General features: G+C 66.0%; 18 protein-coding genes. 11 read left to right on the top strand and 7 right to left on the bottom strand.

The annotated features are described in order from the left end of the window. Positions 1-141: 141 nt before the first annotated feature. Genes ACZ60G_RS29735 through ACZ60G_RS29725 form a run of 3 tightly spaced genes read left to right on the top strand, consistent with a single transcriptional unit; the run spans position 142 to position 1,450 of the window. Complete coding sequence (locus ACZ60G_RS29735) at positions 142-1,023, top strand: helix-turn-helix domain-containing protein (RefSeq protein WP_465814104.1); 882 nt, start codon at positions 142-144, stop codon at positions 1,021-1,023. Beyond that, positions 1,020-1,229 carry a DUF397 domain-containing protein gene (locus ACZ60G_RS29730; protein ID WP_465814102.1) on the top strand — a complete coding sequence of 70 codons (210 nt, stop codon included), beginning with the start codon at positions 1,020-1,022 and terminating at the stop codon, positions 1,227-1,229. Before ACZ60G_RS29735 ends, ACZ60G_RS29730 begins: the two co-directional genes overlap by 4 nt. A 14-nt stretch (positions 1,230-1,243) precedes the next feature. After that, entirely contained in the window at positions 1,244-1,450 is a 207-nt protein-coding gene (locus tag ACZ60G_RS29725) for a DUF397 domain-containing protein (protein ID WP_465814100.1), read from the top strand. Between the two features lie 17 nt (positions 1,451-1,467). On the opposite strand, the gene ACZ60G_RS29720 is transcribed toward ACZ60G_RS29725, so the two are convergent. From ACZ60G_RS29720 to ACZ60G_RS29700, 5 genes are all read right to left on the bottom strand, one after another. Then, positions 1,468-3,447, bottom strand: coding sequence for a hypothetical protein (locus ACZ60G_RS29720; RefSeq protein WP_465814098.1), 1,980 nt, complete (start codon positions 3,445-3,447; stop codon positions 1,468-1,470). 276 nt (positions 3,448-3,723) lie between these two features. After that, entirely contained in the window at positions 3,724-4,668 is a 945-nt protein-coding gene (locus ACZ60G_RS29715; protein ID WP_465814096.1) for an alpha/beta hydrolase, read from the bottom strand. An 896-nt stretch (positions 4,669-5,564) separates the two neighbouring features. Continuing rightward, positions 5,565-6,095, bottom strand: a complete 531-nt coding sequence (locus tag ACZ60G_RS29710) for an endonuclease domain-containing protein (RefSeq protein WP_465814095.1) — start codon at positions 6,093-6,095, stop codon at positions 5,565-5,567. Positions 6,096-6,719: 624 nt separating this feature from the next. Next, positions 6,720-7,145, bottom strand: coding sequence for a DUF1707 SHOCT-like domain-containing protein (locus ACZ60G_RS29705; RefSeq protein ID WP_465814093.1), 426 nt, complete (start codon positions 7,143-7,145; stop codon positions 6,720-6,722). A gap of 532 nt (positions 7,146-7,677) precedes the next feature. Next, positions 7,678-8,901 carry a hypothetical protein gene (locus ACZ60G_RS29700; protein ID WP_465814091.1) on the bottom strand — a complete coding sequence of 408 codons (1,224 nt, stop codon included), beginning with the start codon at positions 8,899-8,901 and terminating at the stop codon, positions 7,678-7,680. 852 nt (positions 8,902-9,753) lie between these two features. Between ACZ60G_RS29700 and smc the strand changes: the two genes are divergently transcribed. Together smc and ACZ60G_RS29690 are read left to right on the top strand one after the other, a co-directional pair. After that, a complete protein-coding gene (smc, locus tag ACZ60G_RS29695) occupies positions 9,754-13,371 on the top strand; it encodes a chromosome segregation protein SMC (protein ID WP_465814089.1) in 3,618 nt (1,205 codons plus the stop codon). 93 nt (positions 13,372-13,464) lie between these two features. Further along, positions 13,465-17,862 carry a tetratricopeptide repeat protein gene (locus ACZ60G_RS29690; RefSeq protein WP_465814087.1) on the top strand — a complete coding sequence of 1,466 codons (4,398 nt, stop codon included), beginning with the start codon at positions 13,465-13,467 and terminating at the stop codon, positions 17,860-17,862. Positions 17,863-17,883: 21 nt separating this feature from the next. Here the strand turns inward: ACZ60G_RS29690 and ACZ60G_RS29685 are convergent, their stop codons facing one another. Then, positions 17,884-18,801 carry an NmrA family NAD(P)-binding protein gene (locus ACZ60G_RS29685; RefSeq protein WP_465814085.1) on the bottom strand — a complete coding sequence of 306 codons (918 nt, stop codon included), beginning with the start codon at positions 18,799-18,801 and terminating at the stop codon, positions 17,884-17,886. Between the two features lie 105 nt (positions 18,802-18,906). Here ACZ60G_RS29685 and ACZ60G_RS29680 point away from each other — a divergent pair, with 105 nt between their 5' ends. Continuing rightward, a complete protein-coding gene (locus ACZ60G_RS29680; RefSeq protein ID WP_465814084.1) occupies positions 18,907-19,704 on the top strand; it encodes a TetR family transcriptional regulator in 798 nt (265 codons plus the stop codon). Positions 19,705-19,776: 72 nt separating this feature from the next. Here the strand turns inward: ACZ60G_RS29680 and ACZ60G_RS29675 are convergent, their stop codons facing one another. Next, entirely contained in the window at positions 19,777-20,166 is a 390-nt protein-coding gene (locus ACZ60G_RS29675; protein WP_019048221.1) for a DUF2237 family protein, read from the bottom strand. A gap of 111 nt (positions 20,167-20,277) precedes the next feature. On the opposite strand from ACZ60G_RS29675, the gene ftsY reads away from it, so the two are divergent. The 5 genes from ftsY to ACZ60G_RS29650 all read left to right on the top strand — a co-directional run bounded on the left by ftsY (position 20,278) and on the right by ACZ60G_RS29650 (position 26,889). Beyond that, positions 20,278-21,963: a signal recognition particle-docking protein FtsY gene (ftsY, locus tag ACZ60G_RS29670; RefSeq protein ID WP_465814082.1), complete on the top strand. Its 1,686-nt coding sequence runs from the start codon at positions 20,278-20,280 to the stop codon at positions 21,961-21,963. A gap of 236 nt (positions 21,964-22,199) precedes the next feature. Beyond that, complete coding sequence (locus ACZ60G_RS29665) at positions 22,200-23,579, top strand: ammonium transporter (RefSeq protein ID WP_465814080.1); 1,380 nt, start codon at positions 22,200-22,202, stop codon at positions 23,577-23,579. Between the two features lie 4 nt (positions 23,580-23,583). Further along, the gene (locus tag ACZ60G_RS29660; protein ID WP_040693378.1) at positions 23,584-23,922 is read left to right on the top strand and encodes a P-II family nitrogen regulator; all 339 of its coding nucleotides are present in this window, start codon (positions 23,584-23,586) and stop codon (positions 23,920-23,922) included. An 88-nt stretch (positions 23,923-24,010) separates the two neighbouring features. Beyond that, entirely contained in the window at positions 24,011-26,467 is a 2,457-nt protein-coding gene (locus tag ACZ60G_RS29655; RefSeq protein WP_465814079.1) for a [protein-PII] uridylyltransferase, read from the top strand. 107 nt (positions 26,468-26,574) lie between these two features. After that, positions 26,575-26,889, top strand: a complete 315-nt coding sequence (locus ACZ60G_RS29650) for a hypothetical protein (RefSeq protein WP_433525644.1) — start codon at positions 26,575-26,577, stop codon at positions 26,887-26,889. The last annotated feature ends 59 nt before the right edge of the window (positions 26,890-26,948 follow it).

The following is a 26,948-nucleotide window of genomic DNA, read 5'->3' as shown; positions in this document are numbered from 1 at the left end:
CGGGCACATGGCCAGTAAAACAGCGAATGGCGTAGATTCGGAGTCCTCCTGGGGGATTTGACGCGAGACGAAATCACTCCAAATGGGCTGATCGTTCCATTCAATCTGACATGACAGTGAGCTCAGCTAACGAAAGGGTGGGTGGCCTTGCCGACTGAATCGAACAACACGACCTTGCCGCGTCGGGTGCTCGGACGACGGTTGCGTGAGCTGCGGGAGGGACGGCAGCTGAGCCGGGCGCGGGCTGCGCAGCAGTGCGAGATGGGGTCGCAGACGCTGTGGCGCTTGGAGTCTGGGCGGAGCAGCGAGGTGAAGAGGATGGTGGTCAATGCGCTGTGTGATCTGTATGAAGCCAGTGCTGACGATCGGGAGGCGCTTTTGTGGCTTGCGCAAGAGTCCCGCAAAGACGGTTGGTGGCAGTCCCAGGTTGGCGTGCTGAGGCCGAATCTGGAGTGGTTCATCGGGCTCGAGCAGTCTGCCAGCAGAATCACTACTTATCACTCGACTCTGGTGCCGGGTTTGCTGCAGACGCCCGGCTACCGGCGCGCCTTGGGGGAGGCCCAGGGGCGACCCGTAGACATCGATCGCGACATCGAAATGATCGCGAAGCGCCAAGAACGACTGCATGATTCGGAAAACTTCACACTAGAAGCGCTGCTGAGCGAGTCCGTTCTTCGACAACAGATCGGCGGGGTCGAAGGCATGGCTGAACAGCTGAACCACCTCATCGAGGTGAGCATGCTGCCGAACGTTTCGATCCGAGTCGTCCGGTTCGACGCACCGAACCACTTGGGGTTGGTGACACGTGATTTCGTCTATCTCGAGTTCCCGAAACATTTGAACCCGACACTGAGCGAGCCACCCGTGGTCTACGTCGAGGGCTTCACTGGAATGCTTTACCTGGACAAGCCCAGCGAGATCGAGCAGTATCAGGCCGCCTGTGCCGATATCCGACAGGTAGCGTTGAACGAGAATGACAGCCGACGCTTTATCGGGGCCATCGTTAGGGAGCTGGAAGGGTGAGCATGGATCTATCCGGTGCCGAGTGGTTCAAGAGCAGTCGGAGTACCAGCGGTGGAGACTGCGTCGAGGTTGCGCACCTCGAGGGCGGCATGGTCGGGATGCGTGACTCCAAGAACCCGACCGGGCCCGCGTTGGTTTTCACTCCGGGCGAGTGGGATGCGTTCACTGTGGGCGTGCGCGGTGGCGGGTTCAAGCGCCCTGAGTAAAGGGAGTTCAGGCCATGACTCCGAATCTGTTTGAGGCCGAGTGGTTCAACTCGACCCGCAGTTCGGGTGGTAGGGACTGTGTCGAGGTCGCGCATCTTGAAGGCGGCATGTTCGGGGTGCGCGACTCCAAGAACCCGACCGGCCCCGCGCTGGTTTTCACTCCGGGCGAGTGGGATGCGTTCACCGCGGGGGTGCGAGGCAGCGAATTCGACAGGCCATAGGCACTCGGGCCCAGAGGTCAGTTGTCGTAGGAGGCAACTCCTACGGGCCCAACCCCCAAGCAGAGGTCGAGTCCTGGTGTGCGAGGACTGATTCGGAGCATGGCCCCGCTGCCGACCACGCGAACGTAGACGGTATTCAACCCCTTGCGAACCGGCGCGCCCACGGGCTCGCCGTGTTCGAACGAGACGGTAATTCGTCCATCTTCGTTGGCCAGGTAGTTGAGCTGCACAGTCCATTCGTGTTCGAGCATCGGGCCGTCGAGCGCAATATCGCTCGGCTGCGGCCCCCGTATTCGATACCCACAGCCATCTTCGGGCCCAGGCAGAATACTGCGATTCCACCAAACCGCCGCCTCGACGATCTCCCCGCTATCAGTAATCATCCGCAGCCGCGGAGTCGAATCAGCAAAGGTAGTCGGCTTCGCGAGCGGCGCAAGCACTCGACTTGTCAGATTCTGCGGATATGCCGTCGGGTTCAACACATTCCACGGCACCTCCTGCTCGAGCAGCGGCAACCCATCACCCTCCGCCAACGCCGCCTTCACATTCGTCACATACGTCTTCGTTGGATTAACCCGCCAAGACTCCACAAAAGCCGCAGTAGACCAAAGACAGCTCACCAGAAACGCCACCCCCAACACCGCCGTGACCCGCGATCCGGGCACGAATATCGGTATGCGACCACCCATTCGGAGAATCCACCTGGCCGCCGGACCACCCAGCACCGGAAGCAACACGGCGACCCGACCCCGTGGCACGCGCGCCGCGTCCCGCGAATCGGAAGGAGCCTCGCGGTACATCAACCGAGCGGTGCGGTCGCGCGTATCCGGAAGCAACTTCGCATCGTTGTCTCGCGGCCGCGCACGCAGTATCAGCGCACCCGCGGCGGTCAACACCACTGCGATATCTGCGAAATAGCGTAGGGACTGCATCAGTTCGGCGGCGGTGTTCGGTCCGCTGCGGGCCAATGCGACCGGCAGTTGGGCGACGAGCAGGTATGCCGCCGCTGTCAGCCACACCGGCCCCACACGAAGCCGGGCACGCAGTGACAGCAGGACCAGCGCGGCCAATGCGACCCAAGCCGCCACGACCGCCCAACTCGGCGGATCCGCCCACGGCGTCGACGGCAACCAGCGCTCCCAACTCCACGGTCCGCCGAACAGCGTCGGCACAATCCCCAATGACGTTGCGCCGGGCAATAAGTCACGCAATTCCGCCGGACTTGTGTGCACCGCCGAAATATCCACCACAGTCAGATATCCGCCCAGCCAACCGGCGATCACCACACCGGATCCGGCCCACAGCGCCGCGCCACGCCGCGCCACGACGCGCAGTGCGGATCCGCGACCGTCGATGTGCCGAATGAGCACCGCAACAGCGAATGCCGCGAACGGCACGATCACCGATTTCTCGAAAAACAGCAGCGCCACCCCCAGCACCACGACTCCCGATACCGCATACCGGCGCCGCCCCGTCTCGACCAGCCGCACCGCATCCCCGATCACCCACGCGAGCGCGAATTGCAGCGGCAGCGCATTGAGCGCAGCAGCCCACCACGCGAACGCCGGAAGCGACAGCGGACAGAACAGATAGAACCCCAGCGGCACCAGAATCGCCCACCGCACCCCCATGAGCACGACAAGCATCCGCACCACCGCCACCGACGCCGCCAGTTGCAACAGCACCAGCGACACCACCGGCCCAGCCCACGTCAGCGGTGCAACCGCAGTCACCACCCAAGCCGTAGCGAACGCCAACGGCATGAAATGCCCATCATGGTTGTACAACAGCAAATCCACAGACCACAGCGAATAACTCCCCGCCCGCCCCACCAAAATCAGATCATCCCAATAAAAAAACCCACTCCCCGCCACCCACCCCCGAACCACCAACTGCACCACCACAAGAAACGCCACCGCGCCAAGAACACCCCGCCCCGCCTCACCCACCCGCGCAGGCGCGACGTCAACCCACTTCGGCACGGCAACGGTATCCATGTCACCCCACCGTAGTGTCACGCCCTGGACCCGCGACAGCTTCGCGCCGCGCGCCGCCCGCGCACGCACGTTCTGGTGCGCCACGCACCGATTCGCTGTCACGTCCGGTTCAGCCGTGGCCCCACCTGGTCGATGTCAGCGCGTTCGCTCGATCCTGCGCGAGACACAGGCACCCCGCGCCTCCAATAATTGGCTGCCGTCCATCCGGTCAGGATACGTTCGGTGCCGCCGTCTTCTCCGCAGCGGGAGCGGCCGGAGATTGTCGGCGCGGCACGGTTATGCGCCGAGGGCTCGGGCCAGGTGGGGCCAGGAATCGTGGAGGTCGGTTTCGAACTGGCCCCAGGTGTGGGAGCCTTCGGGGCGGTTGACGTGGATGGCGGGGAGGCCGAGCTCGCTGAGCCGGTCCGCGAATGCATCGGTGCACGAGCTGGCGATGGCTTCGACCGGTGGGAAGCCGAGTCCGCCTTCATCGATCGCGCCGGGGGTGCCGGTGGCGGCCGAGAGGTAGATCGTCTTACCCGCCAACGCACCCGCATTGGCGAACGCGTCGTGCATCCGCCAGATCCCTTGGCCCAGCTCCCCCCACATATTCACCGGATTGGCCCCGCCGCGGATCACCTGCGCGCTGACCATCGCGACTCCGAGCGCATCCGAAGTCCACGGACATCCGCTGTAGGCCGCCACCGCGCTGTACACATCGCGCGCCTGGATCGCCAGATCCACCGCCGACCCCGCGCTCATCGACACACCCGCGATCGCATTGCGTCCGGTGCTGCCGAGCCGGGTATCGAGAACGGCCGGAAGTTCCCGGGAGAGATACGTCTGCCACCGGTTCCGGCCGACCGCCGGATCGTCGTTGAGCCAGTCGGTGTACAAGCTGTACGCGCCACCGATCGGCATCACCACGTTGACATGCTTATCGGCAAAGAACTGCCGGACATCCGTATCGTCCCACCACGAGATGCCATCGGTGCCGCCACCGATTCCGGTAAGCAGATACAGCGTCGGCGCAGGCCCACCCGCGGCTCGAATCACCCTGTTGCTCACCACCCGATCCATCGCGGGGGAGTAAACGTCCACTTGCGAGACCGAACCGTCCAGCGGCGTCTCCCCGACCACTTGCGGCGCCGCAACAGCAGGACGCACAGACAGAACAGAAACAGCGAAACTGGCCACCAGCACACCCACGAGCGAGGCCAAAACCTTTGAAGCCCTCACCATTCCGTAATACCACCAAAGATCAAACCGCAAACCCAATGCGTACCAACAGCTTCGGACTACGCCCCCAACCACCCGCCCCACGCCACCACAAGCCCAGGACTCATCGTCGCCGCATCCCCATTAATCGTCCCAGCCAGCTCGGTCCCCCTGTCCCCCTGCTCGGCATCCTCTCCGAGTCCCCGCACCCGCGCCCGCTGGCGTCGAGAATGTACTGGTGGAGTGGCGCTCTCGCTTGGGTTCACGTCACCGATACATGGTGAACATCGGTCCCCCTCCACCACCCACATCCCAAACCTGCGCACCCCCAATCCCATGTGCACGCCACGTCGGCCAGGGCGCTGAATGTCGGCGCTTGGAGTGGGGATGACTCGGGGTGGGGCGGCGCGGGGGCCGCTTGGTTCTTCTGCAATGCAGGCCCCCACGCTGCTGCGTTCGGAAGTTGCCCACCGACGGGTGATGCGCTCGAGCTTTTCGGGGTCGACCTGTGCGTGGATGGCCGCGACTACTCGCTGACATATCCCCCACCCGCATTCGCCGAGAATGTATTCCCGGAGGGGCATTCTCGATGTTTGCCGCCATCAGGACATGGTGATCAAGGGTCCAGTTCCGCGACCGCACCAAGTGCCCACAGCTAGCACTGGTTATGTTGCCTAACCCGCATTCGCTGGCGTCGAGAATGTGCTGGTGGAGTGGATATCTCGACGTTTGCCGCCATCAGCACATGGTGATCAGGGGGTCAGTCCCGTGACCTCATCATAATCTTCCCTGCCCACCGCACCATCAATCCCAACTGCCCACAGCTCGCGCTCGACATGTCGCCCCACCGCATTCGCTGGCATCGAGAATGTACTGGGGGAGTGGGTATCTCGGTGTTTGCCGCCACCAGCGCATGGTGGTCAGGAGTTCAGGTGTGCGCCGTGGGTGCGGAGGGCGGTTCGGACTCGGTCGAGGATTATGTGGGGGCGGGTGCGGAGTTGGTCTGCGCTGATTCGGATTACCAGCCAGCCGAGGGCGGTCAGTTCGGCGTGGCGGTCGATGTCCCTGGATCGCTGTGCTGGATCTGTCCAGTGTTGGGCGCCGTCGTACTCGACGGCGACTTTCCATTGCTTCCAACCGATATCCACGCGGGCGACGAATGATCCGTAGTGATCTCGGACAACGATCTGGGTCTCCGGACGGGGGAGACCATTGTCGATCAGCAGCAGTCTCGTGCGGCTTTCCTGCGGGGATTCGGCGCCACCGTCTACCAGTGGCAGCACTTCGCGCAATCTCGCGATATCTCGTGCTCCCGGATGCGAATCGCTCAGCTCGACGACTTCTTCTGTGCGCAATCCGGTTGCGGCACAGAGGGCATCGAGGATTACCACCGCATTCTCCCGTGACAATCGCCGCGCCAGATCGAAGGCCGTTCGAGCGGGCGTTGTCACTCGAAAGCCCGCTCTCTCACAGCATTCCGACACCGGAATAACGTCCTGCCGCAGCGCGATTCCACGCGGCCCCCTGGTGCAACCGACGCGCGCGATCTCCGCAGGCCCTTCCCCGTCCAACCACCGCGTCCCATGCAGCGCCGCCGCCGACCGCCCAACCAGAACACCCTCACCCTTCCCCCAATGCCCGGCCGCCACGGCCCGCTCGACAGCCCCCACCTCACACCCCCGCCGCACATAAACATCCGGAAGCAACCGAACAAACCCGCGCCGCAACTCCCACCGCGAAACCACCCCAGCCGCAACCGCCCAAGACCCCCGAAACGGCCCATCCAAAACATCCCCCATACCCCACATCCTCCCCCACCCCACCGACATCTCAGCCGAGAATCCACCGGCGGCGGCCACTCGACATCTACCTCCACCAGCGCATGGTGATCACGTGCCCAACTCCCACCCCTGCGCCTCGGCGTCGAGAATGCTTTGGTGGAGAGGGGCTCTCGGTGTTTGCCTGCGTCAGCGCATGGTGATCGAGTGTCCAGGTGGGGTGAAGGTGCGGGGGTTCGAGGCGGGAGCAGCGATGGAGTGCTGGTTCTATGGCTCGATCGCTGACCGTGATGGGTGTCAGTTGGTGTGGCGTCCGAATCGGCCCGATTCGAAACCGGTCAGTATGCGGAAGGCGAGTACGGCGCCCCACGGGCCGATGACCCAGATCGGCCACGGGTAGATGAATTCTCCGACGCTGATCGAGATCGCGGCCCAGATGGTGAGCACCAGCGCGCTCACTCCGAGCCACGAGGTACCTTCGATCTGCTGCCAGATCGGGAACCGATTCGTCGAATTCTTCTGTACGGCAGACTCTTTCGGCAACTTCGGCAGATCCGAGAGGACCAGCTGCAGGTCGTCGCGAACGCCGGTCTCATAGACGCGGGCGACGCGCTGATCGTATTCGGCAAGGTCGATCCGACCGTCCGCCATGTGTCGTCCGAGCAGCCGCACAACCTTCTCGCGCTCCGCATCGGAGGCCCGAGTACCAGGCGAGATTTCCATGTCCAGTTCCTAACGACTAGTTCCATATTCCACATTGGAAGGTAAATTCAGCATGCACCCTCCAATGTGGAATGTCAAGCCTCCGGGTGAGGTAGCCATTGTGCTGGCCCGATCACCGACGAGTACGAGACTCCGGCCGCTGCCGTGGCCTCGACGCACTCTGCAATGTGTTCGGCCGAGGACCTGCAGACACGCCTGGTCTGCACGGTCGGTTGCCTCAGCACCGATGTGTGCTGAGGTGGGGCTGTCGCCGCCTCGATGAGATGGGCTATGCCGCGACGAGATGGGCTACACAGTGCGTCAACTGCCGCACGGCCGATGACCTTGGTGATGTCGGACCGGTGCCGGGTTCGGCACTGCGCCAGTTGTTTTCGCCCGCTCGGCCAATGCGGTTCGCCGGGGTGTGCGCGGGATTGCGCGTGCCGGCGGGTGTGTTCGCTCCGGCGACGGCTCGGACTGCCATAGATCCGCGGGGTTCCGGCGATACGTCTAGCTCGTCCAGGTTTTGGAACTGTGGGTGTCGGCTATGCGCCTATGACCTGCGGTGACGTCGGTCAGGTGACTCGTCCTGCCGCCCCTGCGGTTCGCGCCGAGGCGATTCGCTGGGGTGCGCGCCGGATAGCACGTGCCGGTGTGCGCCGGAACTTTCGTTCCCGGGCCGACCGGTGGGCTGGCGGTAGTCCACTTGCTCCCTATGACGGGTCGCTGGTGGTGTGTCCCGATGGTCGCTCGGTGGTGTGTCCCAGCGGTCACTGGGTGGTGTGTCCCAGCGGTCACTGGGTGGTGTGTCCCAGCGGTCACTGGGTGGTGTGTCCCAGCGGTCACTGGGTGGTGTGTCCCAGCGATCGCTTGGTGGTGCGTCCCGGCGATGAGCCGGTGTTCTATCCGCGTAAGGGTCCGACTCTGCCTCCCGCCGATCGTTCGTTCTTCGGCGCGTGTTCGACGGCTGGTCGCGGCGTCGGGTTGGTGGTTCGTCGTAGCGTTTGGCTGAGTTCCGAGGATCTTGGGAGTCCGAGGCCCGGCGGCGGGTGGGGGCTAAAGTGTCTTGGCCGGGTGGTTCGCGGCGGCTCGAGCGGCTGGGGCGGGGCGGGTCTACCGGATTGTGGCGCTTGCTCGATAGCTTTTGTGCCCCAGTGGATTCACGGGACGATTCGCGTTGCAGACCTTCGGGCTTGACCACCGGCAGCTCGCGAGTGATGCGGTGGGAGGTATCGCCGCGTTCGCGGAAGGCGGCGGGGATGCCCTGGTTGTGTAGCCAGGCGCCGGGGTCGTAGCGCTCTTGGCGGTCCAGGTCGGGGACCGTGTGTTCGAGGAGGTCGAGCAGGTCGCCCTTGCCGCCACCGAGTGCGGCGCGGATGGCGGGGAAGCTGGTGGCGCGGAAGGCCCAGTCCCATTCGTACGCCGGATCGCTGCCGCCGGTGTCGTGGCCGTGGAAGACGAGGTCGCCGGAGCGGGTGATACGGGCCCGCACCGAGATGCCGTCGGATTCGATGAGGAAACCACGGATGTCGGTGCGGGTGCGGGCGGCGGCGTGGTCTGCGGCTTTCACCTCGAACCAGGCGGTCGTCAGGCCCGTGAGTGCGAGCGCGGCGGCGAACGCGACCGGCACCCAGACATCGGACAGATCGCTCTTCCGGCTGACCTCGCACGAATACAGGAAAACCAAGCTCCCTGCCACCAGGGTCCCGATGCGCGTCAGCCGCAGCGTCGTCGCATGGCGGACTAGACCGAGCACGCTGCTGGTCTTGTCCGACATGCTCTGCACTCCCGAACTAACGGTCCGCTGGCGAATCAGACTGGATCGTATGCGCCCCAGCAGTCCGGCGATACCGCAAGGACAAACCGGTCAGTCCGCGGAGTCGGAGGATGCGCGCCAAGTCGACGAAGACCCCATCCGGGGTGGTGATATTGCTGCGTACCCGGTTGCATTCGAAGTCCTCCACGCCCGCGCTGCTACAACGCATCCGGCCGCTTCGGCAGTGTGCCAGCGCATCAGGCCGCAATGGCCAGCGCGGCCGAGTCACTCGAACAACGGGACCTGCTGATCGACAGCGCGGTTCAGCCCGGCTGCTGGCCGAGGACCCCGGGACTCGCCACGAGGCCTACCTCTGGCTCCGCGGCGAAACAGACGTCCCGACCATGCAAAGGTCACCGACTACGCGGCCCGCCTCGGCTACCTCACCCGCACGCTCAACCGCCTGGCCAGGCAGAACGCGGGCGTCAGCGCCAAGAACTCATCGGTGAGCGAATCATCCTGGAGGCCAATCGGTTGCTGAACTACACACCTGACTCGGTCGCCCGAGATCGCCGACCTTCTCGGCTTCGACGACCCCTCCGACTTCTCCCAATAGTTTCCACCTGCGCACAGGTCATACCCCGTCACCACACCCTGAACGCCCAAGGTGCGAACACCGACAAGGGGTGCGAAACTGACGCGCGGCCAGCAAATGTGGAGCACACGGAAATGCGGGACATCGGGTGCGGAGTCGATAACCTACGGAGGTATCCGCCCGCTTACGGGGTAACCGTTGCCAGACGGATACCATGACTGGTCGCCCCGAGTGGACGACGAATTGTCCGACCACCGCGCAGGGAAGGGTCGTCGAATTTGCACCTGAAGAGTCTGACGTTGAAGGGTTTCAAGTCCTTCGCGTCCGCGACGACCTTGCGTTTCGAGCCGGGCATCACCTGTGTGGTCGGCCCGAACGGCTCGGGTAAATCCAATGTCGTCGATGCGCTCACCTGGGTGATGGGCGAACAGGGTGCGAAGGCGCTGCGCGGCGGCAAGATGCAGGACGTCATCTTCGCCGGTACCTCCGGACGCGCGCCGCTGGGTCGCGCCGAGGTCACGCTGACCATCGACAACTCCGACGGTGCGCTGCCGATCGACTACGCCGAGGTCTCGATCACCCGGCGCATGTTCCGCGACGGCGCGGGTGAATACGAGATCAACGGCAGCTCCTGCCGCCTGATGGATGTGCAGGAACTGCTCAGCGACTCCGGCATCGGCCGGGAAATGCACGTCATCGTCGGACAGGGTCAACTCTCGGCCATCCTGGAATCGCGTCCCGAGGACCGCCGCGCCTTCGTCGAAGAGGCCGCCGGTGTGCTCAAGCACCGCAAGCGCAAGGAAAAGGCGGTCCGCAAACTGGAGGCGATGCAGGCCAACCTCGCCCGCCTCACCGACCTCACCACCGAACTGCGCCGCCAGCTCAAACCGCTCGGCAGACAGGCCGAGGTGGCTCGCCGCGCCCAGACCGTCCAGGCCGACCTGCGCGACGCGCGCCTGCGCCTGGCAGCCGACGACCTGGTCACCAGACGCAATGAGCTGGAGAGTCAGCAGAGCAAAGAGGCGTACGCGCGCGAACAGCAGATCACGGTGCAGACCGAACTCGATGCCGCGAATGCCGCACTGGCACAGCAGGAATTCCAGCTGTCCCGGCTGACCCCGAGCGCCGAGGCCGCCGCGCAGATCTGGTTCCAGCTGTCCGCGCTCGCCGAGCGTGTCAATGCCACCATCCGAATCGCGGGCGATCGAGCCCGCAACCTGCACACCGAAATGCCCGTCGGCAGCGGGCGCGATCCGGAGCAGCTCGAGGCCGAGGCCGAACGGGTGGAGGCCGAGGAGGCCGAACTGCGCGAGGCGGTCGAGATCGCGGCCGAAACCCTGGAGGCCGCGCGCGAGGCGCTCGCCGAACGCGAGCAGGCCGCGAAGGCCGCCGAGCAGGCACATCTGGCCGCGGTGCGCGCCATCGCGGACCGTCGTGAGGGCTTGGCCAGGCTGTCCGGTCAGGTCGATACCCTGCGCACCCGATCGCAGTCGGTGGATGCGGAGATCACCCGGCTCACGGTCGCGATCGGCGAGGCCCGCCTGCGCGGTGAGGCGGCACAGGCCGAATTCGATACGGTCCAGGGCGAACTCGGTGAACTCGAGGCCGGTGAGACCGGTCTGGACGCCCAGCACGAGCATGCGGTGCAGGCCCTCGCACTGGCCGATCAGCGCGTCACGGAACTGCGGGAACAGGATCGCGACGCCAGTAAGCGGGTGGCTTCGCTGAGCGCCCGCATCGAAGCATTGGGTATGGGTTTGGCGCGCAGGGACGGCGCGGCTTGGCTGGTCGAGAATCGCGCACAGGGCCTGCTCGGTCCGCTCTCCGGGCTGATTCGGGTGCACGGTGGTTTCGAGGCCGCGGTCGCCGCGACTCTCGGACCGCTCGCCGACGCTGTTGCCGCCGATACCGGAGACTCCGCACACGCCGCGGTGCGGGCGTTGAAGGAGGCCGACGGCGGTCGTGCCGCGCTGGTCTTCGATGCCGCGGCTGCGCCGATCACGTCCGACGGCGGGTTGCCCGGCGGGGCGCGCTGGCTGGTCGACGTGGTCGACGGACCGGACAACGTGCGCGGCGCCATTGCCGCGCTGACCGCCGGTGTCGCCGTGGTGGACGATCTCGCCGCCGCCACCGAGCTGGTCCGGGCCCGGCCGGAACTGCGGGCGGTCACCCGCGACGGCGATCTCACCGGAACCGGTTGGGTGCTCGGCGGATCCGATCGCGCCCCGAGTCAGCTGGAGATCCAGGCCGATATCGATACCGCCAAGGCCGATCTGGTCGCCGCGCAACGCCGCGCCGAAGAGTTGGAGGCGGCCCTTTCCGGTGCACTTGCCGAACAAGCCGACCGCAAGGATGCCGTCGACCAGGCGCTGCTCGCACTGCACGAATCCGATCAGGCCCTGGTCGTGATCTACGACCGCCTGGGCAGGCTCGGCGAGGTGGCGCGCACCGCCCAATCCGATATCGACCGGCTCACCGGCCAGCGCGCGGAAACCGAGTCGGGCCGGGACGAGGCGCTGGCGGCGCTGGCCGATCTCGAAGAGCGGCTGCGCCGCACCGAACTCGAATCCGAGGTCGACGACGACGGCATGGGCGCGGCGGGCACCGAATCCGCCGGCCGCGACCGCGAGGAAGCCGCCGCCGCACTGGCCGAGGCGCGGTCCATGGAAGTCGAGGCCCGCCTGACTGTGCGCACCTCCGAGGAACGCGCGGAATCGGTTCGCGGCAAAGCGGATTCGCTGCGTCGGGCCGCACGCGCCGAACGCGAGACCAGGGCCCGCGCCGAACGCGCACAGGCCGCGCGCAGGCAGGCCGCCGAAGTCGCTGCCGCCGTTGCCGAATCCGGTGCCAAGGTCGCCGCCGAACTGGAATCCGTTGTGGCGCAAGCGGGTGCGCGCCGTGACGAACTCGTGCGCCGCCGCACCGAATGCGCCACCCAAGTGGAGCAGATCAAGGAGCGGGCTCGCGCGCTGACCACCCAGCTGGCCCAACTCACCGACGCCGTGCACCGCGACGAGGTCGCCAAAGCCCAAGCGGCACTGCGCATCGAGCAGATCGAGGCGACCATCGCCGAACAGTTCGGCATCGCACTGGCCGATCTGATCGCCGAATACGGTCCGGATGTGCCGATGCCACCATCGGATCTGGAGTGGCAGGAGTACGAACAGGCCAAGGAGCGCGGCGAGCAGGTTACCGCGCCCGCACCGATGCCGTTCGACCGCAAGTCCCAGGAGCGCCGCGCCAAGCGTGCCGAGAAGGACCTCGCCACCCTCGGCAAGGTGAATCCCCTTGCGCTGGAAGAGTTCGCGGCGCTCGAGGAGCGCTACAACTTCCTCGCTACTCAGCTCGAGGACGTCAAGAGTGCGCGCAAGGATCTGCTGGAAGTGGTCGCCGAGGTGGACGCGCGCATCCTGCAGGTCTTCACCGAGGCCTACGAGGACGTCGAGCGCGAATTCGTCGGCGTTTTCGCGAAACTGTTTCCGGGCGGCGAGGGCAGGCTGGTGCTCACCGACCCGTCGGACATGCTGACCACCGGTATCGAGGTGGAGGCCCGCCCGCCTGGCAAGAAAGTCAAGCGACTGTCGCTGCTGTCCGGTGGTGAGAAATCGCTGACCGCGGTTGCCCTGCTGGTGGCCATCTTCCGTGCCCGCCCCTCGCCGTTCTACGTGATGGACGAGGTCGAGGCCGCGCTGGACGACACCAACCTGCGCCGCCTCATCGGCCTGTTCGAGCAGCTGCGCGAGAAGAGTCAGCTGATCGTCATCACCCACCAGAAGCCGACCATGGAGATCGCCGACGCCCTCTACGGCGTCAGCATGCGCGGTGACGGCATCACCCAGGTGATCAGTCAGCGGCTGCGCGGAGAGACCCTGACTCCGGTCGGCGCGGCCAGCTGAACGTAAGGCCGCTGCACGATCCCCTTGTGATCGTGGCCTTTTCGATTCCGCGTTGTTGCCCGTCGCCGACGCTCGCCGAGTACGTTGCGAAATATGGGCGGGAGGGTGGCGCTGGTAGTCGGCTCGGAGTGCACAGCGCTGCCGAGATTGGGTTTCACCGATGACCTCGCCACCGGCCTCTACACCGAACTGCGCGAACTCGGTGGCTGGCAACCGGCCACCGCCACCGATGGCCCGCTGCTCGATCCGACGATCGACGAATTGGTCTGCGCCGTAGACGAAGCCTTCGACACCGCGTCGAATCGGCAAGCGACACTGCTGATCAGCTTCGTCGGCCATGGCATGACCACCGCTGCGGAGAACTTCTACCTGCTCGCCCATGACTCACCGCAGCTGCCCAAGCTGCGCACCGCCTTTCACCTGACGCAGGAAATCCAGGAGCGACTGAACAGTGCCGCGACGCTGGACGGATTGATCGTCTTGATCGACGCCTGCGAGACCGGGGAGGGTGTGCGCGGCGCCGCCCGGCGCTGGCCGGAGGCCTCCGGCCCGAACGGGCGCGTTGAACTGCTGGTCGCCACCGGCAACGGACCAGCCTATTTCGGCTGCTTCACCAGGACGATCATCACCACCTTCGGCAAAGGGGTACCGCACGGCGGCGAAAGTCTGCTGCCCTCGGATCTGGTGCAGCCGCTGCGCCAGTGCCCCGCGCTGGAGCCGCAGTCGTTCTCCTTCACCTCCGGAATCCGTACAGCCAGTAGCGATCCCGGGCTCTGGCTGGTGCCCAATGCCGCCCGTCGTGAGGACGCGGTCAGCGGCACCGCCGCGGCCGGTTTCATCGACCAGTTGATCAACGGTCTGGTCATTTCGGAGCCATTGCGGGAGCGGCTGACCCAGGTGGTCGACTCCGGCGGAGAACGGCTGCGCGGTGTGCTCGGGCCGGCGGGCTGCGGAAAGTCGACCCTGCTCGCCACGCTGATCCGCCCGGGCTGGGTGGATACGCTGCCGATCAAGGCCGAATACGTCACGGCCGCCATATTTCTCGACGTCACCAGCTCCATGGAATCGTTCACCGCCGAGCTGGCCCAGCAGTTGGGCAGCAGGCTGGACGGTTTCAAGGCCGCGACCCGCATGGTCGAATTCGATCTGGCCGAGCAGGACAGTCGTGGGCTCGATCTGTTCGAGATCAGGATTCTGCAGCCGCTGGCCAGGCTGCGCACCTCGAAGCCGGTGCACCTTCTGGTCGACGGACTCGATCAGCCCAAGCGTGGCAGCCGTATGCTGCTGTCGTATGCGGTCGCCGAGCTGACCCGTCGCCCGCAGCTCGCGCATGTCCATCTGATCGTCGGGATCCGTGAGGGCACCGGCATCGAGAATTCGCCGCGACTCGCCCATATGCGCCGCATCGAACTGCCCGCGCCGACGACACCGGATATCGCAAATACCGTCGCGGTGGCACGCGGCCATACCGCGCATACGAATTGGCGCGAATGGATCGACGGTCTGCTGCAGCAGACGCCGACCGGCGGTTGGCTGCTGGCGCGCCTGCTGATGGAAATCCGTTCCGATATAACCTCTTCCGATCTGGAGCGGGGAATCGGCATCGATACGCTGGTGTCGCGGCGGGTCCGCGACGTCGTCGACAACACCGATTCCGCCACGGGCGCAGCGGTATACGCATTGCTCGGCATTCTGGTTGCGGCCGGTGCCGGGCCGGTGCTGCCGCTGGAGCTGCTGGAGCGCGGGTTGGAATTTCTCGGTATCGAGTTGAGCACCAACCGGATTCGCGATCTGATCGTCCGGTTGGGAGTGTTGGTCAGCCGCGGCCGCCCCGGCACCGAAGGCGAAACGCTGGGATTGGCGCACAACGCCTTTCGGCGCTCCCTCATGGTCGCCGGGCAGCTGGAATGGCGGCGCGATGCGCATCGGGCGCTCGCCGAGGCGATCGAGTTGGATGCGGGCTCGTCGACACCTGCACCACAGATCACCGACTACGCACGGCGATCGGCGGTTCGCCACTATCTCGGCTACGGCGATTCGGCGGCCGCGATGGCTTTCCTGGAACGGTTGAACACTCCGAGAGCAGCAGATAATCGTGATCTGTGGGCCGCCTGGATACCGTCGTTCGAATCCGCGGTCGGCCCCGATCACTCCGACACACTCACCGCCCGCAATAATCTCGCCTTCTGGCGCGGGGAAAGCGGCGATCTGGCCACTTCCATCACCGAGCACCAGGAGCTACTCGCCGAACGGATACGCGCGCTCGGTGCGGACGATCCAGGCACCCTCACCATTCGAACCAACCTTGCCCGCTGGCACGGCGAAAGCGGTGATTTCCGCACTGCCGTAGCCGAATTCGAGCAGCTGGTCGCCGACCGGACCCGTCTGCTGGGCGTCGACGATCCTGCGACGCTACGCACCCGGGGTGACCTCGCGCATTTTCGTGGCGAACAGGGCGAAACGCCTCAGGCCATCACGGATTTCCAGCAGCTGCTCGCCGACCGGCTGCGCGTCCTCGGACCGGATCATCCCGACACCCTCACCGCCCGTTATGAACTCGCGTACTGGCGCGGTGAGAGCGGCGACCTGGATGCCGCCATCATCGAGCTGCACCAACTGCTCGTCGATCAGCAACGCATTTCCGGCACGGCCGATCCGGCCTTCTTCAAGACCCGGCATCACCTGACCGAATTGCATGCCGAGAGCGGCGATCACATGCGCGCCATCGCCGAATTCCAGCAGCTGCTCGCGGAACAGGATCGGGTGCTCGGTCCCGATCATCCGCACACCCTGATCACTCGCAACGATATTGCGCGCTGGCGCGGTGTAAGCGGCGACCACGCCACCGCCATCGCCGAATTCCAGCAGCTGCTGACCGATCGGACCCGCATTCTCGGTCCGGAACATCCGCATACGCTGCGCACTCGCAACAGCATCGCCTACTGGCGCGGCGAGAGCGGCGAACACCGCAGGGCCATCGGCGAATTCCGGCAGCTGATCGAGGACGAGCGCCGCATCCTCGGCCTGGATCAGCCGCTCACCCTGAAGTCACGCCACAACCTCGCCCACCTGTATGGCGAAATCGGTCACTACCTCACCGCCGTCGCCGAATTCGAGCAGGTGCTCCCGGCCAGAATTCGGGTCCTCGGGCCCGATAACCCGCATACCCTGCGCACACGTCACGAACTCGCCTTCTGGCGCGGGGAGAGCGGTAATCCGGCCACCGCGGTGCTGGAGTACCAGCAGCTGCTGGCCGACCGGCAGCGGGTACTGCCGATCGACCATCCCGACACCTTGCGCACCCGCCACGCGGTCGCCTACTGGCGCGGGGAGAGCGGCGACCCGGCAGCGGCCGTCGCCGAATACCGGCTGCTGCTGCGCGATCAACTGGCCATCCTCGGCCCTGAGCACCCCGAAACCCTCAGTACCCGGCACTGTCTCGCATTCTTCCTCGGCCAGAGCGGCCAGATCGGCGCGGCGGTCACCGAATACGAACAACTGCTCGACGATGAACGCAACATACTCGGACCCCTGCATCCGGAAACCCTGCACACCTGGCACCGCCTCGCGCTCTGGCGCGGCGAGAGCGGCAATACCGCCGCGGCGCTCGCCGACCTCGAGGAGCTGCTACCGGTGCGGCTACGCATCCTCGGTCCCGACCATCCCGATACATTGCGCACCCGGCACAATCTGGCCAAGTGGCGCGGAGAAGCGGGCCAATACGCCACCGCCATAGCCGAATACGAGGAACTGCTGGACGACCGGCGGCGCATTCTCGGCGCTGATCACCACGACACGCTGACGACCCTGCACAATCTCGCCTATTGGCGCGGTGAAAGCGGTGATCCGGCCGCGGCGGTCATCGAATTCGAGCATCTGCTCGTCGACCGAGAGCGCGTACTCGGACCGGATCACCCCGACACCCTGCGTACCCGTGCGAATCTCGCGCACTATCGGGCCGAGAGCGGCGATATCGCCACGGCCCTGCCCGAATTCGAGTACGTGTTCGTGAATCGCATCCGGGTGCACGGACCGGAACATCCCAACACCTTCCGCACCCGCCATGACATGGCGTGTTGGCTTGGTGCGCAAGGTGATCCGGCCATCGCGGTCGAGCGTCTCGAGCTGCTGCTCATCGATCGTGTCCGAGTGCTCGGCGACGATCATCCGGATACGCTGTTGAACCGCAACGAATTGGCTCGCTGGCGTTGTGAATCCGGTGACCCGCAATCCGCGGTACGCGATTTCGAGCAACTACTCACCGACGAATATCGAATATTCGGCCGGTCCCATCCGCGTACGCTCAGCACCCGCTTCCACTTGGCGCACGCCCGCGACTGCGCGGGCGATACCGCGACCGCCGCGACGGAATACGCAGAACTCCTCGCGGACCAGCTCTGTGTGCTGGGGCCCGACCACCCCGATACCCGTCGTACCCGAGCCGCCTGCCCCAACGGAAAACCTGCACCGTCTCCTCGGGATCCGCACTAGTGCGGATCCCGACGACTCCGGTCAGTGCGAGGCGGCGAGGCGGTCGCTGTCCTGTTGTGCCTTGATCATGGCGGCTCCGGTTGTGGTGAGCCAGGATTCGAGGGTGGTGAGGGCGGGGTAGATTTCCCGGAGGGCGGGGATGTCGGCGTGCCAGCCCGCGGACTTGCGCAGCAGCCGCCAGGTGTTGCCGATCTGTTCGCCGATGGCATCCGCTTCGGCCTCGGTGACCTCGTGATAGCGCACCGGATATCCGGTGGCCCGGGTGATCGCCGCCAGGGCCGCGACGGGAGTTATCGCGTCACCGGCCAATTCGAGGGTTCGGCCGTGGAAGCGATCCGGGTCGGCGAAGGCCAGTGCGGCGAAGGCAGCGATATCGTCGATCGCGATCATCTGCAGCGGCTGGTCCGCCGGGAACAGATGCTTGTGCACGCCGTCGATGATGCCGTCCACCGGACTGCCACGCAGGACGTAGTTCTCCATGAAGCGCACCGGACGCAACACGGTGTAGCGCAGACCGCTGGCCGCCGCAGCCGCCTCGATGCTGCTCTTTCCGGACTGGCCCCACGCTGCGTCATCGGTCATCGAAGCGACACCGGTGAAGACGATCTGTTCGACCCCCGCACGCTTGGCCGCGTCGATCGTCGCGATGCCGCGAGTTGCCTCCAACTCGGCTTGCCAGCCGTTCGGTCCGAAAGCGGCTGGTGGCACGAGGAATACGCCGCGAGCTCCGGCGACGGCGGTGTCCAGCGTTGCGGGAGTGTCGAAGTCACCGGTCACCAATTCCGCACCGGCGTGGGCCAATACGCGGGCCGCGGGCGCCTGCGGATCGCGGACCAGCGCACGCACCGCGATACCGTCGGCCAGCAGTCGGCGCGCGGTCGCGCCGCCCTGCTTGCCGGTCGCACCGGTGACCAGGATGGGGTTCTGCTGAAGGGACATGCTCGCCTTCTCTGCTCGATACAATCGGGTCGGATAACCCGTATTCGGACGATATGGGTGTGGCCACCCGCTTGGCCAGGTCCAGGGATGGAAGGCCGTAACGAAATGTCTGCTTCGCTGTCCACTCCGCCGCCGTCCGCGGTGGCCGCGCGGGCCGATGCCCGCCGCAATCGCGCGCTGGTGCTGGCCGCCGCGCAACGTGCCTTCGCCGAACACGGCACCTCGGTCTCACTGGCCGAGGTCGCCCGCAGAGCCGGGGTGGGCGCGGGCACCGTCTATCGGCATTTCCCCACGAAAACCGATCTGCTGGAAGCGGTTATGCAGCACCGTGTCGACCGGCTCGCGACACTGGCCACCGAATATCTCGACGCGCCGGATCCGGGTGCCGCGTTCTTCGCGGTCTGCAGCGAGGTGGTCATCTCAGCCCCGGGCAGCGAGGCGCTCTGCGATGTCGTCCAGTCCGATGACGGTTGGCCGAAGGCGCTGCTACGCGGCGCGGGCGACCGCTTTCATCACGCGCTCGGCGCACTGCTGACGGCGGCGCAGCGTCGAGGCGCGGTCCGCTCTGATCTCGAAATCGCCGATGTGCTGGACATTTTCACCGGATGCGTCGCGATCCAACGACGTCAGCGGCCCGGTGGACCACTGATTCGGGCTGTCGCGATCATGCTCGATGCCATGCGTGCGAATCCTGGAATCCGCGCCGTAACGAAACCCGATGCCGAGGCCAAGTCCAGTAACGAAACCGACCCTCGTAACGAAACCTGTCCGATCTGCGGCACCGAGATCCACCCCACCGGCACCGGCCGCCCGGCCCGATACTGCTCGGCGGCCTGCCGTCAGAAGGCACACCGCCAACGAACCACCCGCGCGGCGCGGGCCGAGGCGGCCGTTCTGCGATAACACGACAGAATGTTCGGCGACCGTCTGCCCAGGAAGGCTCCGGGCATCGACGGTCGGCAAAGGGTGGGGGAGCTAGAGCAGGTCGCTCACGTCGTCCGGTACGTCGACGGCGTATTTGCGCAAGATGTCCATCGAGATCACTTCCAGGGCATTTTCATGGGTGGCCGCCAGCACCACCGGCGCGGCGACACCGTCCTCGTGGGCGTGCAACCAGCGCACGGCCACCACACACCACCGGTCGCCCGGCTGCAGGCCCGGGAAGTTGTTCTCCGGGCGCGGCGTACTCAGATCGTTGCCGATGGACGCCTGGTGTTCGAGAAATTCGGCCGTGACGACGGTGCACACGGTATGGCTGCCCAGATCCTCCGGCCCGGTACTGCAGCAGCCGTCCCGGTAGAAGCCGGTGAGAGGATCGGTGCCGCACTCTTCCAGCGGCCCCCCAAGCACGTTTCGATCGGTCACGTCGCCGATACTATTGTCCCTTCGCGAGAAGTTCCGCAGGACAAGAAATCTCGGGGGTTGTGTGTCGGGTCCAGGACGCTGTGGTAAGGCGAAGGACCTGGTTCTGCAAGGATGGTCGGCGTGAGCTCCGAAGCCTGGATCCTGATTGCCGCTGTCGCCGCCCTGCTGGTGGTGGCGTTTGTCGCCGGATTCGTCCTGTACAAGCGCCGTCGCGTCACGCTGACGCCACCTGCCGCCGAGAAAGAACTGACCGACCGGTCCGGCGGATACGCGGCCTCCGGTGGCTTCAACTTCAGTCAGGGCGGCACGGCCACCGCGACACGCCCGGAGCCCGCGCCGATCGAGCGGACCGATACGGAGGGGCAACCCCATGTCGGCGACGACGCGGCGATTCCGCGTGACGCACCGAAGCGTGGCATCACCAATGTGCCCCTGCCCGAGGGCGATGTGGAAACCGCGGAATCGGCGCCGGTCGAAACCGATGGCGCGGGCACCACGGCCGAATCCGCTACGGCCACGGTCGATTCGGATACCGCGGTCGAATCGGACGAGGCGACCGCTGAACCAGGAACGGCCCCGCCTGCCAGCGCAGATGCCACCGCGCCCTCGGACGTAACCGCGCCTGCGGACACCGTCGCGCCCTCGGACACTGCCGCGCCCTCGGACACTGCCGCGCCCTCGGACACTGCCGCGCCCTCGGACACCGCCGCGCCCTCGGACACTGCCGCACCGATGGGCACCAAACCAGCCCCGCCGACGAGCACCACCCCGCCCGCAGGCACCGCACCAGCGCCGACGCCGGACAAGAACTCCGTAGAAACCGCCCCCGAACCCACCGCCGCCGATGCGGCCACCACCCCTGCCCTCGAGGAAATCGAGCCGACCGCGGGCCGCATGGTCCGCCTGCGCGGCCGCCTGTCCCGCTCTCAGAATGCCGTCGGCAAGAGTCTGCTCGGCCTGCTCGGCGGCGGCGATCTCGACGACGATTCCTGGGAAGAGGTAGAGGACACCCTGGTCCTGGCCGATCTCGGCACCGCAAGCACCACCGCGGTGGTGGATCGCCTGCGCGAGGAGATGGCCGTGCGCAGCGTCCGCAACACCGAACAGGCCCGCGCCGTGCTGCGCGAGGTACTGATCGAGGCGCTACGCCCCGAACTCGACCGGTCGGTGCGCGCGCTCCCGCACGACGATCATCCGTCGATCCTGCTGGTCGTCGGCGTCAACGGCACCGGAAAGACCACCACGACCGGCAAACTCGCCCGCGTACTCGTCGCCGACGGCCGCCGGGTCCTGCTCGGCGCCGCGGATACTTTCCGCGCCGCCGCGGCCGATCAGCTGCAGACCTGGGGTGAGCGGGTCGGTGCACATACCGTCCGTGGCAAGGAGGGCGCGGATCCGGCTGCCGTCGCCTTCGACGCGGTCAGCGCGGGCATCGAGGGCGGCGTCGATGTCGTCATGATCGATACCGCGGGCCGGCTGCACACCAAGACCGGTCTGATGGACGAGCTCGGCAAGGTCAAGCGCGTCGTGGAGAAGAAGGCCGCGGTCGACGAGGTCCTGCTGGTCCTGGACGCCACCGTCGGCCAGAACGGCCTCATGCAGGCGCGCGTCTTCGCGGATGTGGTCGATATCACCGGCGTCGTGCTCACCAAACTGGACGGCACGGCCAAGGGCGGCATCGTCTTCCAGGTGCAGCACGAACTCGGCGTTCCGGTGAAACTGGTCGGCCTCGGTGAGGGCGCCGACGACCTCGCTCCTTTCGAGCCCGGCGCCTTCGTGGACGCGTTGCTCGGCTAGTTCCGCGGCCACCGAATCCTTCTCCTCGCCAAACAGCTGTCGGTTTGCTCCGACACGCATCGCACACCGGCGATGAAGCGGCTGTGTGCGCCGGGAAACGTGGTAGCAACACAACTGCCCCACGCGTTCACTTAGGTGAAACACAGCATCATCACGGATGAAACACCGAATGAGGACCCTTCTGTGCAGGTCCAATTGCCGGAGTCGGCAGGGCCCGAGATGAGGAGGACATTAAGGTGGCTTTTCCCCTTACCGGTGCACCGGACACCGGTGACACCGCCTGGATGCTGGCCAGTTCAGCGCTCGTGTTGTTGATGACGCCTGGCCTGGCGTTTTTCTACGGCGGCATGGTCCGCTCCAAGAACGTGCTCAACATGATCATGATGAGCATCAGTGCCATGGGTCTGGTCGGCGTGCTGTGGTCGCTATACGGATACTCGACCGCATTCGGTGACAACAAGTTCGGCGTGATCGGCGATCCGGCGCAGTTCTTTGGTCTCAAGGGTCTGATCGGCGGCAATTCGGTTGCCGAGGTCAAGGACGCCAGCGGCGCTGTCACCACTGCGGCAGTCAACATCCCGCTCGCGGGCACGATCCCCGCGACCGTGTTCGTCGCGTTCCAGTTGATGTTCGCGATCATCACGGTTGCCCTCATCTCGGGTGCGGTCGCAGACCGCCTGAAGTTCGGCTCCTGGCTGCTGTTCGCCGGTATCTGGGCGACGGTCGTCTACTTCCCGATCGCGCACTGGGTCTTCGACTTCGACGTCAAGGACGCCGACGGCAATGTCGTGCACGAAGGCGGCTGGATCGCGAACAAACTGCTGGCGGTCGACTTCGCCGGTGGTACCGCGGTCCATATCAACGCCGGTGCGGCGGGCCTGGCCTTGGTGCTGGTGCTCGGCAAGCGCAAGGGCTGGCCGAAGACTCCGTTCCGTCCGCACAACCTGCCGTTCGTGATGCTCGGTGCCGGTCTGCTGTGGTTCGGCTGGTTCGGCTTCAACGCCGGTTCCGCGGTTTCCTCGGGTGGTCTGGCCGGTTCGACCTTCATTACCACCACCCTCGCGACCTGTGCCGCGATGCTGGCCTGGCTGCTGGTGGAGAAGATCCGCGACGGCAGGCCCACCTCGCTGGGCGCGGCCTCGGGTGTGGTGGCCGGTCTGGTCGCGATCACCCCGTCGTGTTCCTCGGTCAACGTGGTCGGCGCCCTGGTGATCGGCTTCGTGGCCGGTGCGATCTGCGCGCTGGCGGTCGGCCTGAAGTTCAAGTTCGGCTTCGACGACTCGCTCGACGTGGTCGGCGTGCACCTCGTCGGCGGCATCATCGGCACCCTGATGGTCGGCTTGGTCGCCGCGCCGGAGGCGGGCGCGGGCAAGACCGGCCTGTTCTACGGCGGCGGTTTCGACCAGCTGTGGCGTCAGGCCGTCGGCGCCGGTGCGGTACTTGCGTTCTCCTTCATCGCGAGCCTGATCATTGCCTATATCGTGAAGTTCACCATTGGGCTGCGCGCCAGCGAGGAAGCCGAGTCGGTGGGCATGGACGAGTCCGAGCACGCTGAAACGGCATACGATTTCGCTGCTGTGGGTGGCACGGCACGTACCGCCGTCAAGGAGGCATGACGACATGAAACTGATCACCGCAATCGTCAAACCGTTCACTCTCGAGGACGTCAAATCCGGGCTCGAGCAGGCTGGTGTGCTGGGCATGACCGTCAGCGAGGTGCAGGGCTACGGCCGCCAGAAGGGGCACACCGAGGTCTACCGCGGCGCTGAGTACTCGGTGGATTTCGTTCCGAAGGTTCGGGTCGAGGTTGTCGTGGACGATGCGTCGGTCGACAGGGTCGTCGAGGTGATCGTCGAGGCCTCCCGCACCGGCAAGATCGGTGACGGCAAGGTCTGGGTGACGCCGGTGGAAGCGATCATCCGGGTGCGGACGGGCGAACGCGGGACCGACGCTCTGTAAACGGAAAATCGAAATCGAGCGGCGGCCCCGCTCCCACCGGATAGCCCGGTCGGGGCGGGGCCGTACGCATCTGGATGGACGGTGGTTTGTGGGTAGTCACGAGCAAGATGGCAGACATGTAACCGACAACGTCTCCAACGGCGCGGCCGACCTGGTCCGGGCACGCAATCAATTGCTCGAGGGTGGACTGCCCCGTAATCCGCGTCTGGACGCGGAATCCCTGCGTTCGGCGCTGGTCGATCTGTTCGAACTGTGGCTGACTACCAAGGGCACCGAACTCGGCATCGGCCGCGACAGCGGTCTGGCCGTGGTCGCCGTCGGCGGACTCGGACGCAAGGAGATGCTGCCGTATTCCGATCTGGATCTGGTGTTGCTGCACGATGACGTCGATCCGGCGCGGGTGGCCGAGGTGGCCGATCAGCTCTGGTATCCGCTGTGGGACGCGCATATCAAGCTCGACCACAGCGTGCGCACCGTGCCGCAGGCATTGCGCGTGGCCTCCGACGATCTCATCGCGGCCCTCGGCATGCTCGAGGTCAGGCATATCGTCGGCGATATCGAGTTGAGCAATCTGCTGATCGGCGGGGTGCGCCGGGAGTGGCGGACCGGAATCCGTTCGCGCTTCGACGAATTGATCGAACAGGCCGAGACCAGGTGGGATCGCAGCGGTGCGATCGCCCATCGTGCCGAACCCGATCTGAAGAACGGGCGCGGCGGACTGCGCGATATCCAACTGCTCGACGCGCTGGCCATCGCACAGCTGACGGATGCGATGCCGGGTCTCGGGCCGGATGTGCCGGGCGGTGGGGTGAAACATGCGCGGCGCCGTTTGCTGGATGTTCGCACGGAGCTGCATCGGGTGGCCGGCCGGGCGCGCGATCAGCTGCGCGCCCAGGATGCCGACGAGATCGGCGCGGCCTTGCGCATCGGTGACCGTTTCGATCTCGCTCGCACACTGAGCGATTCGGCGCGGACGGTGAGTTACTCGGTCGATGTCGGTCTGCGCACCGCCGCCAATGCGCTACCGCGTCGTGGTCTCGCGCGACTGCGCCGCATGCCGGTTCGCCGACCACTCGATGAGGGGGTGGTCGAACATGCGGGGGAGGTTGTGTTGGCCCGGGATGCGCGGCCGCAGCGCGATCCCGGACTGATTCTGCGGGTGGCCGCGGCGTCGGCGCAGACCGGGCTGCCGATGTCCGCGACCACCCTGAACCGGCTTTCCGAGGATGCGCCGGAGCTGCGCGAACCCTGGCCCAAGGACGCGGTCAACGACCTGTTGATCCTGCTCGGCGCGGGTCGCGGCGTCATCGATGCGGTCGAGGCACTGGACCGAACGGGCTTGTGGGGCAGGCTGCTTCCCGAATGGGGTGCGGTGCGCGACCTGCCGCCGCGCGATGCCCTGCACACCTGGACCGTGGACCGGCACCTGATGGAGACGGTCGCCTATGCGAGCGCCTTGAGCACCCGCGTCGCCCGTCCCGACCTGCTGATGCTCGGTGCGCTGCTGCACGATATCGGCAAGGGACGCGCCGGTGACCACAGCATTGTCGGCGCCGAACTGGCCACCCATATCGGACGGCGTCTGGGCCTGTGGCCATCGGACGTGCGCACGCTCAGCGCCATCGTGCGCCACCATCTGTTATTGCCCGACACCGCGACTCGCCGCGATCTGGCCGATCCCGACACCGTGCAACTGGTCGTCGATGCCCTCGGCGGCGACGTGCAACTGCTCGAACTGCTGCACACCCTGGCCGAGGCCGATTCGCTGGCCACCGGACCGGGCGTGTGGGGTGATTGGAAAGCCTCGCTGATCGGGGAACTCGTGCGGCGCTGCCGCCTGGTCATGGCGGGGGATCAGCTGCCGGAGCCGGAGCCGATCGCACCGGACCTGCTGGCCAGGGCCGCGGCGGGTGGGGTGCACGTCGATCTGCGGCCCGGCGAGGGCAAGTACACCTACACGGTCACGGTGATCGCGCCGGATACGCCTGGCCTGCTCTCGGATGCCGCCGGGGTGTTGGCCCTGCATTCGCTGCGGGTGCTCTCGGCAACTGTCGGCAGCGAAGGTAGCTCGGCCATCAATACTTTCGTGGTCTCCCCGAAGTTCGGCGATCCGCCGGACGGCGGACTGCTGCGGCAGGAGCTGATCCGGGCGACCGCGGGCGATCTGGATCTGTCCGCGGTGCTGGCGAAGCGGGAGCGCGAGGCCACAGGTACTCGCCCGAGCCCGTACGCGCAGGCGCAGCCCCGGGTGATCTGGTCGGCGGCGTCGACGCCCGGCCAGGTGGTCCTCGAATTGCGTGCCGAGGACCGGATCGGCCTGCTCAGCCGTCTGGCCGCGGTGTTTGCCGAATGCGGTGCCGATGTGCGCTGGGCGAAGGTGGTGACCATGGGTTCCGCGGTGGTCGACGCCTTCGGTCTCGACCTCGGCGTCGACATTCCGGAGCGTCGCGAAACCGTCGAAAAGGCGGTTCTGGCCGTGGTCCCGCGGCCCGCCCCGAAGCCTCCGGAGGGAGTCGGACCACCCGGTACCAGCTCGAACTCCTGACGGAGTGATTGACATTTGCACATGATTTGCTGAAAGCGTATGCGGCGGGCCCGGCGCACCCTACTATCAGAGCGTCTGGCTATCGCGAGCATGAGGGGAGCAGGTCGGTGGCAATTGAAGTCGTTTCGGCGTCGATGATGACGAGTGACGAGACCACGCATATGGCGCGCTGCGTCGGCGGTGATCGGTGGGTGGTCTCCTGGCTGCCCGGCCGGACACTGACCGGTCAGCAGGCTGTGACCGCTATGACGATTGCCACCACCGTTGCCACCCACGATGTGCCGACAGGCACGGACTGGGCCATGCTCGACGACCTGGCCCTCGAGCTCGGCCTCACCGGTCGGGAGGCGGTTTTCATGGTTGCTCTGGAGAACCACGACTACCGCAAAACCGCCAGGCCGCGCCGCCGCGCGATGGAATAATGCCACGAAGCGAGCACCGCTTGCGCGAACAGGTGGGCAGTCCCATTACCCTGGGATAC

Source organism: Nocardia sp. NPDC102475, from assembly GCF_055584605.1.
Note: the sequence above shows the minus strand (reverse complement) of the source record. Positions and strands in the feature narration are given on the sequence as shown.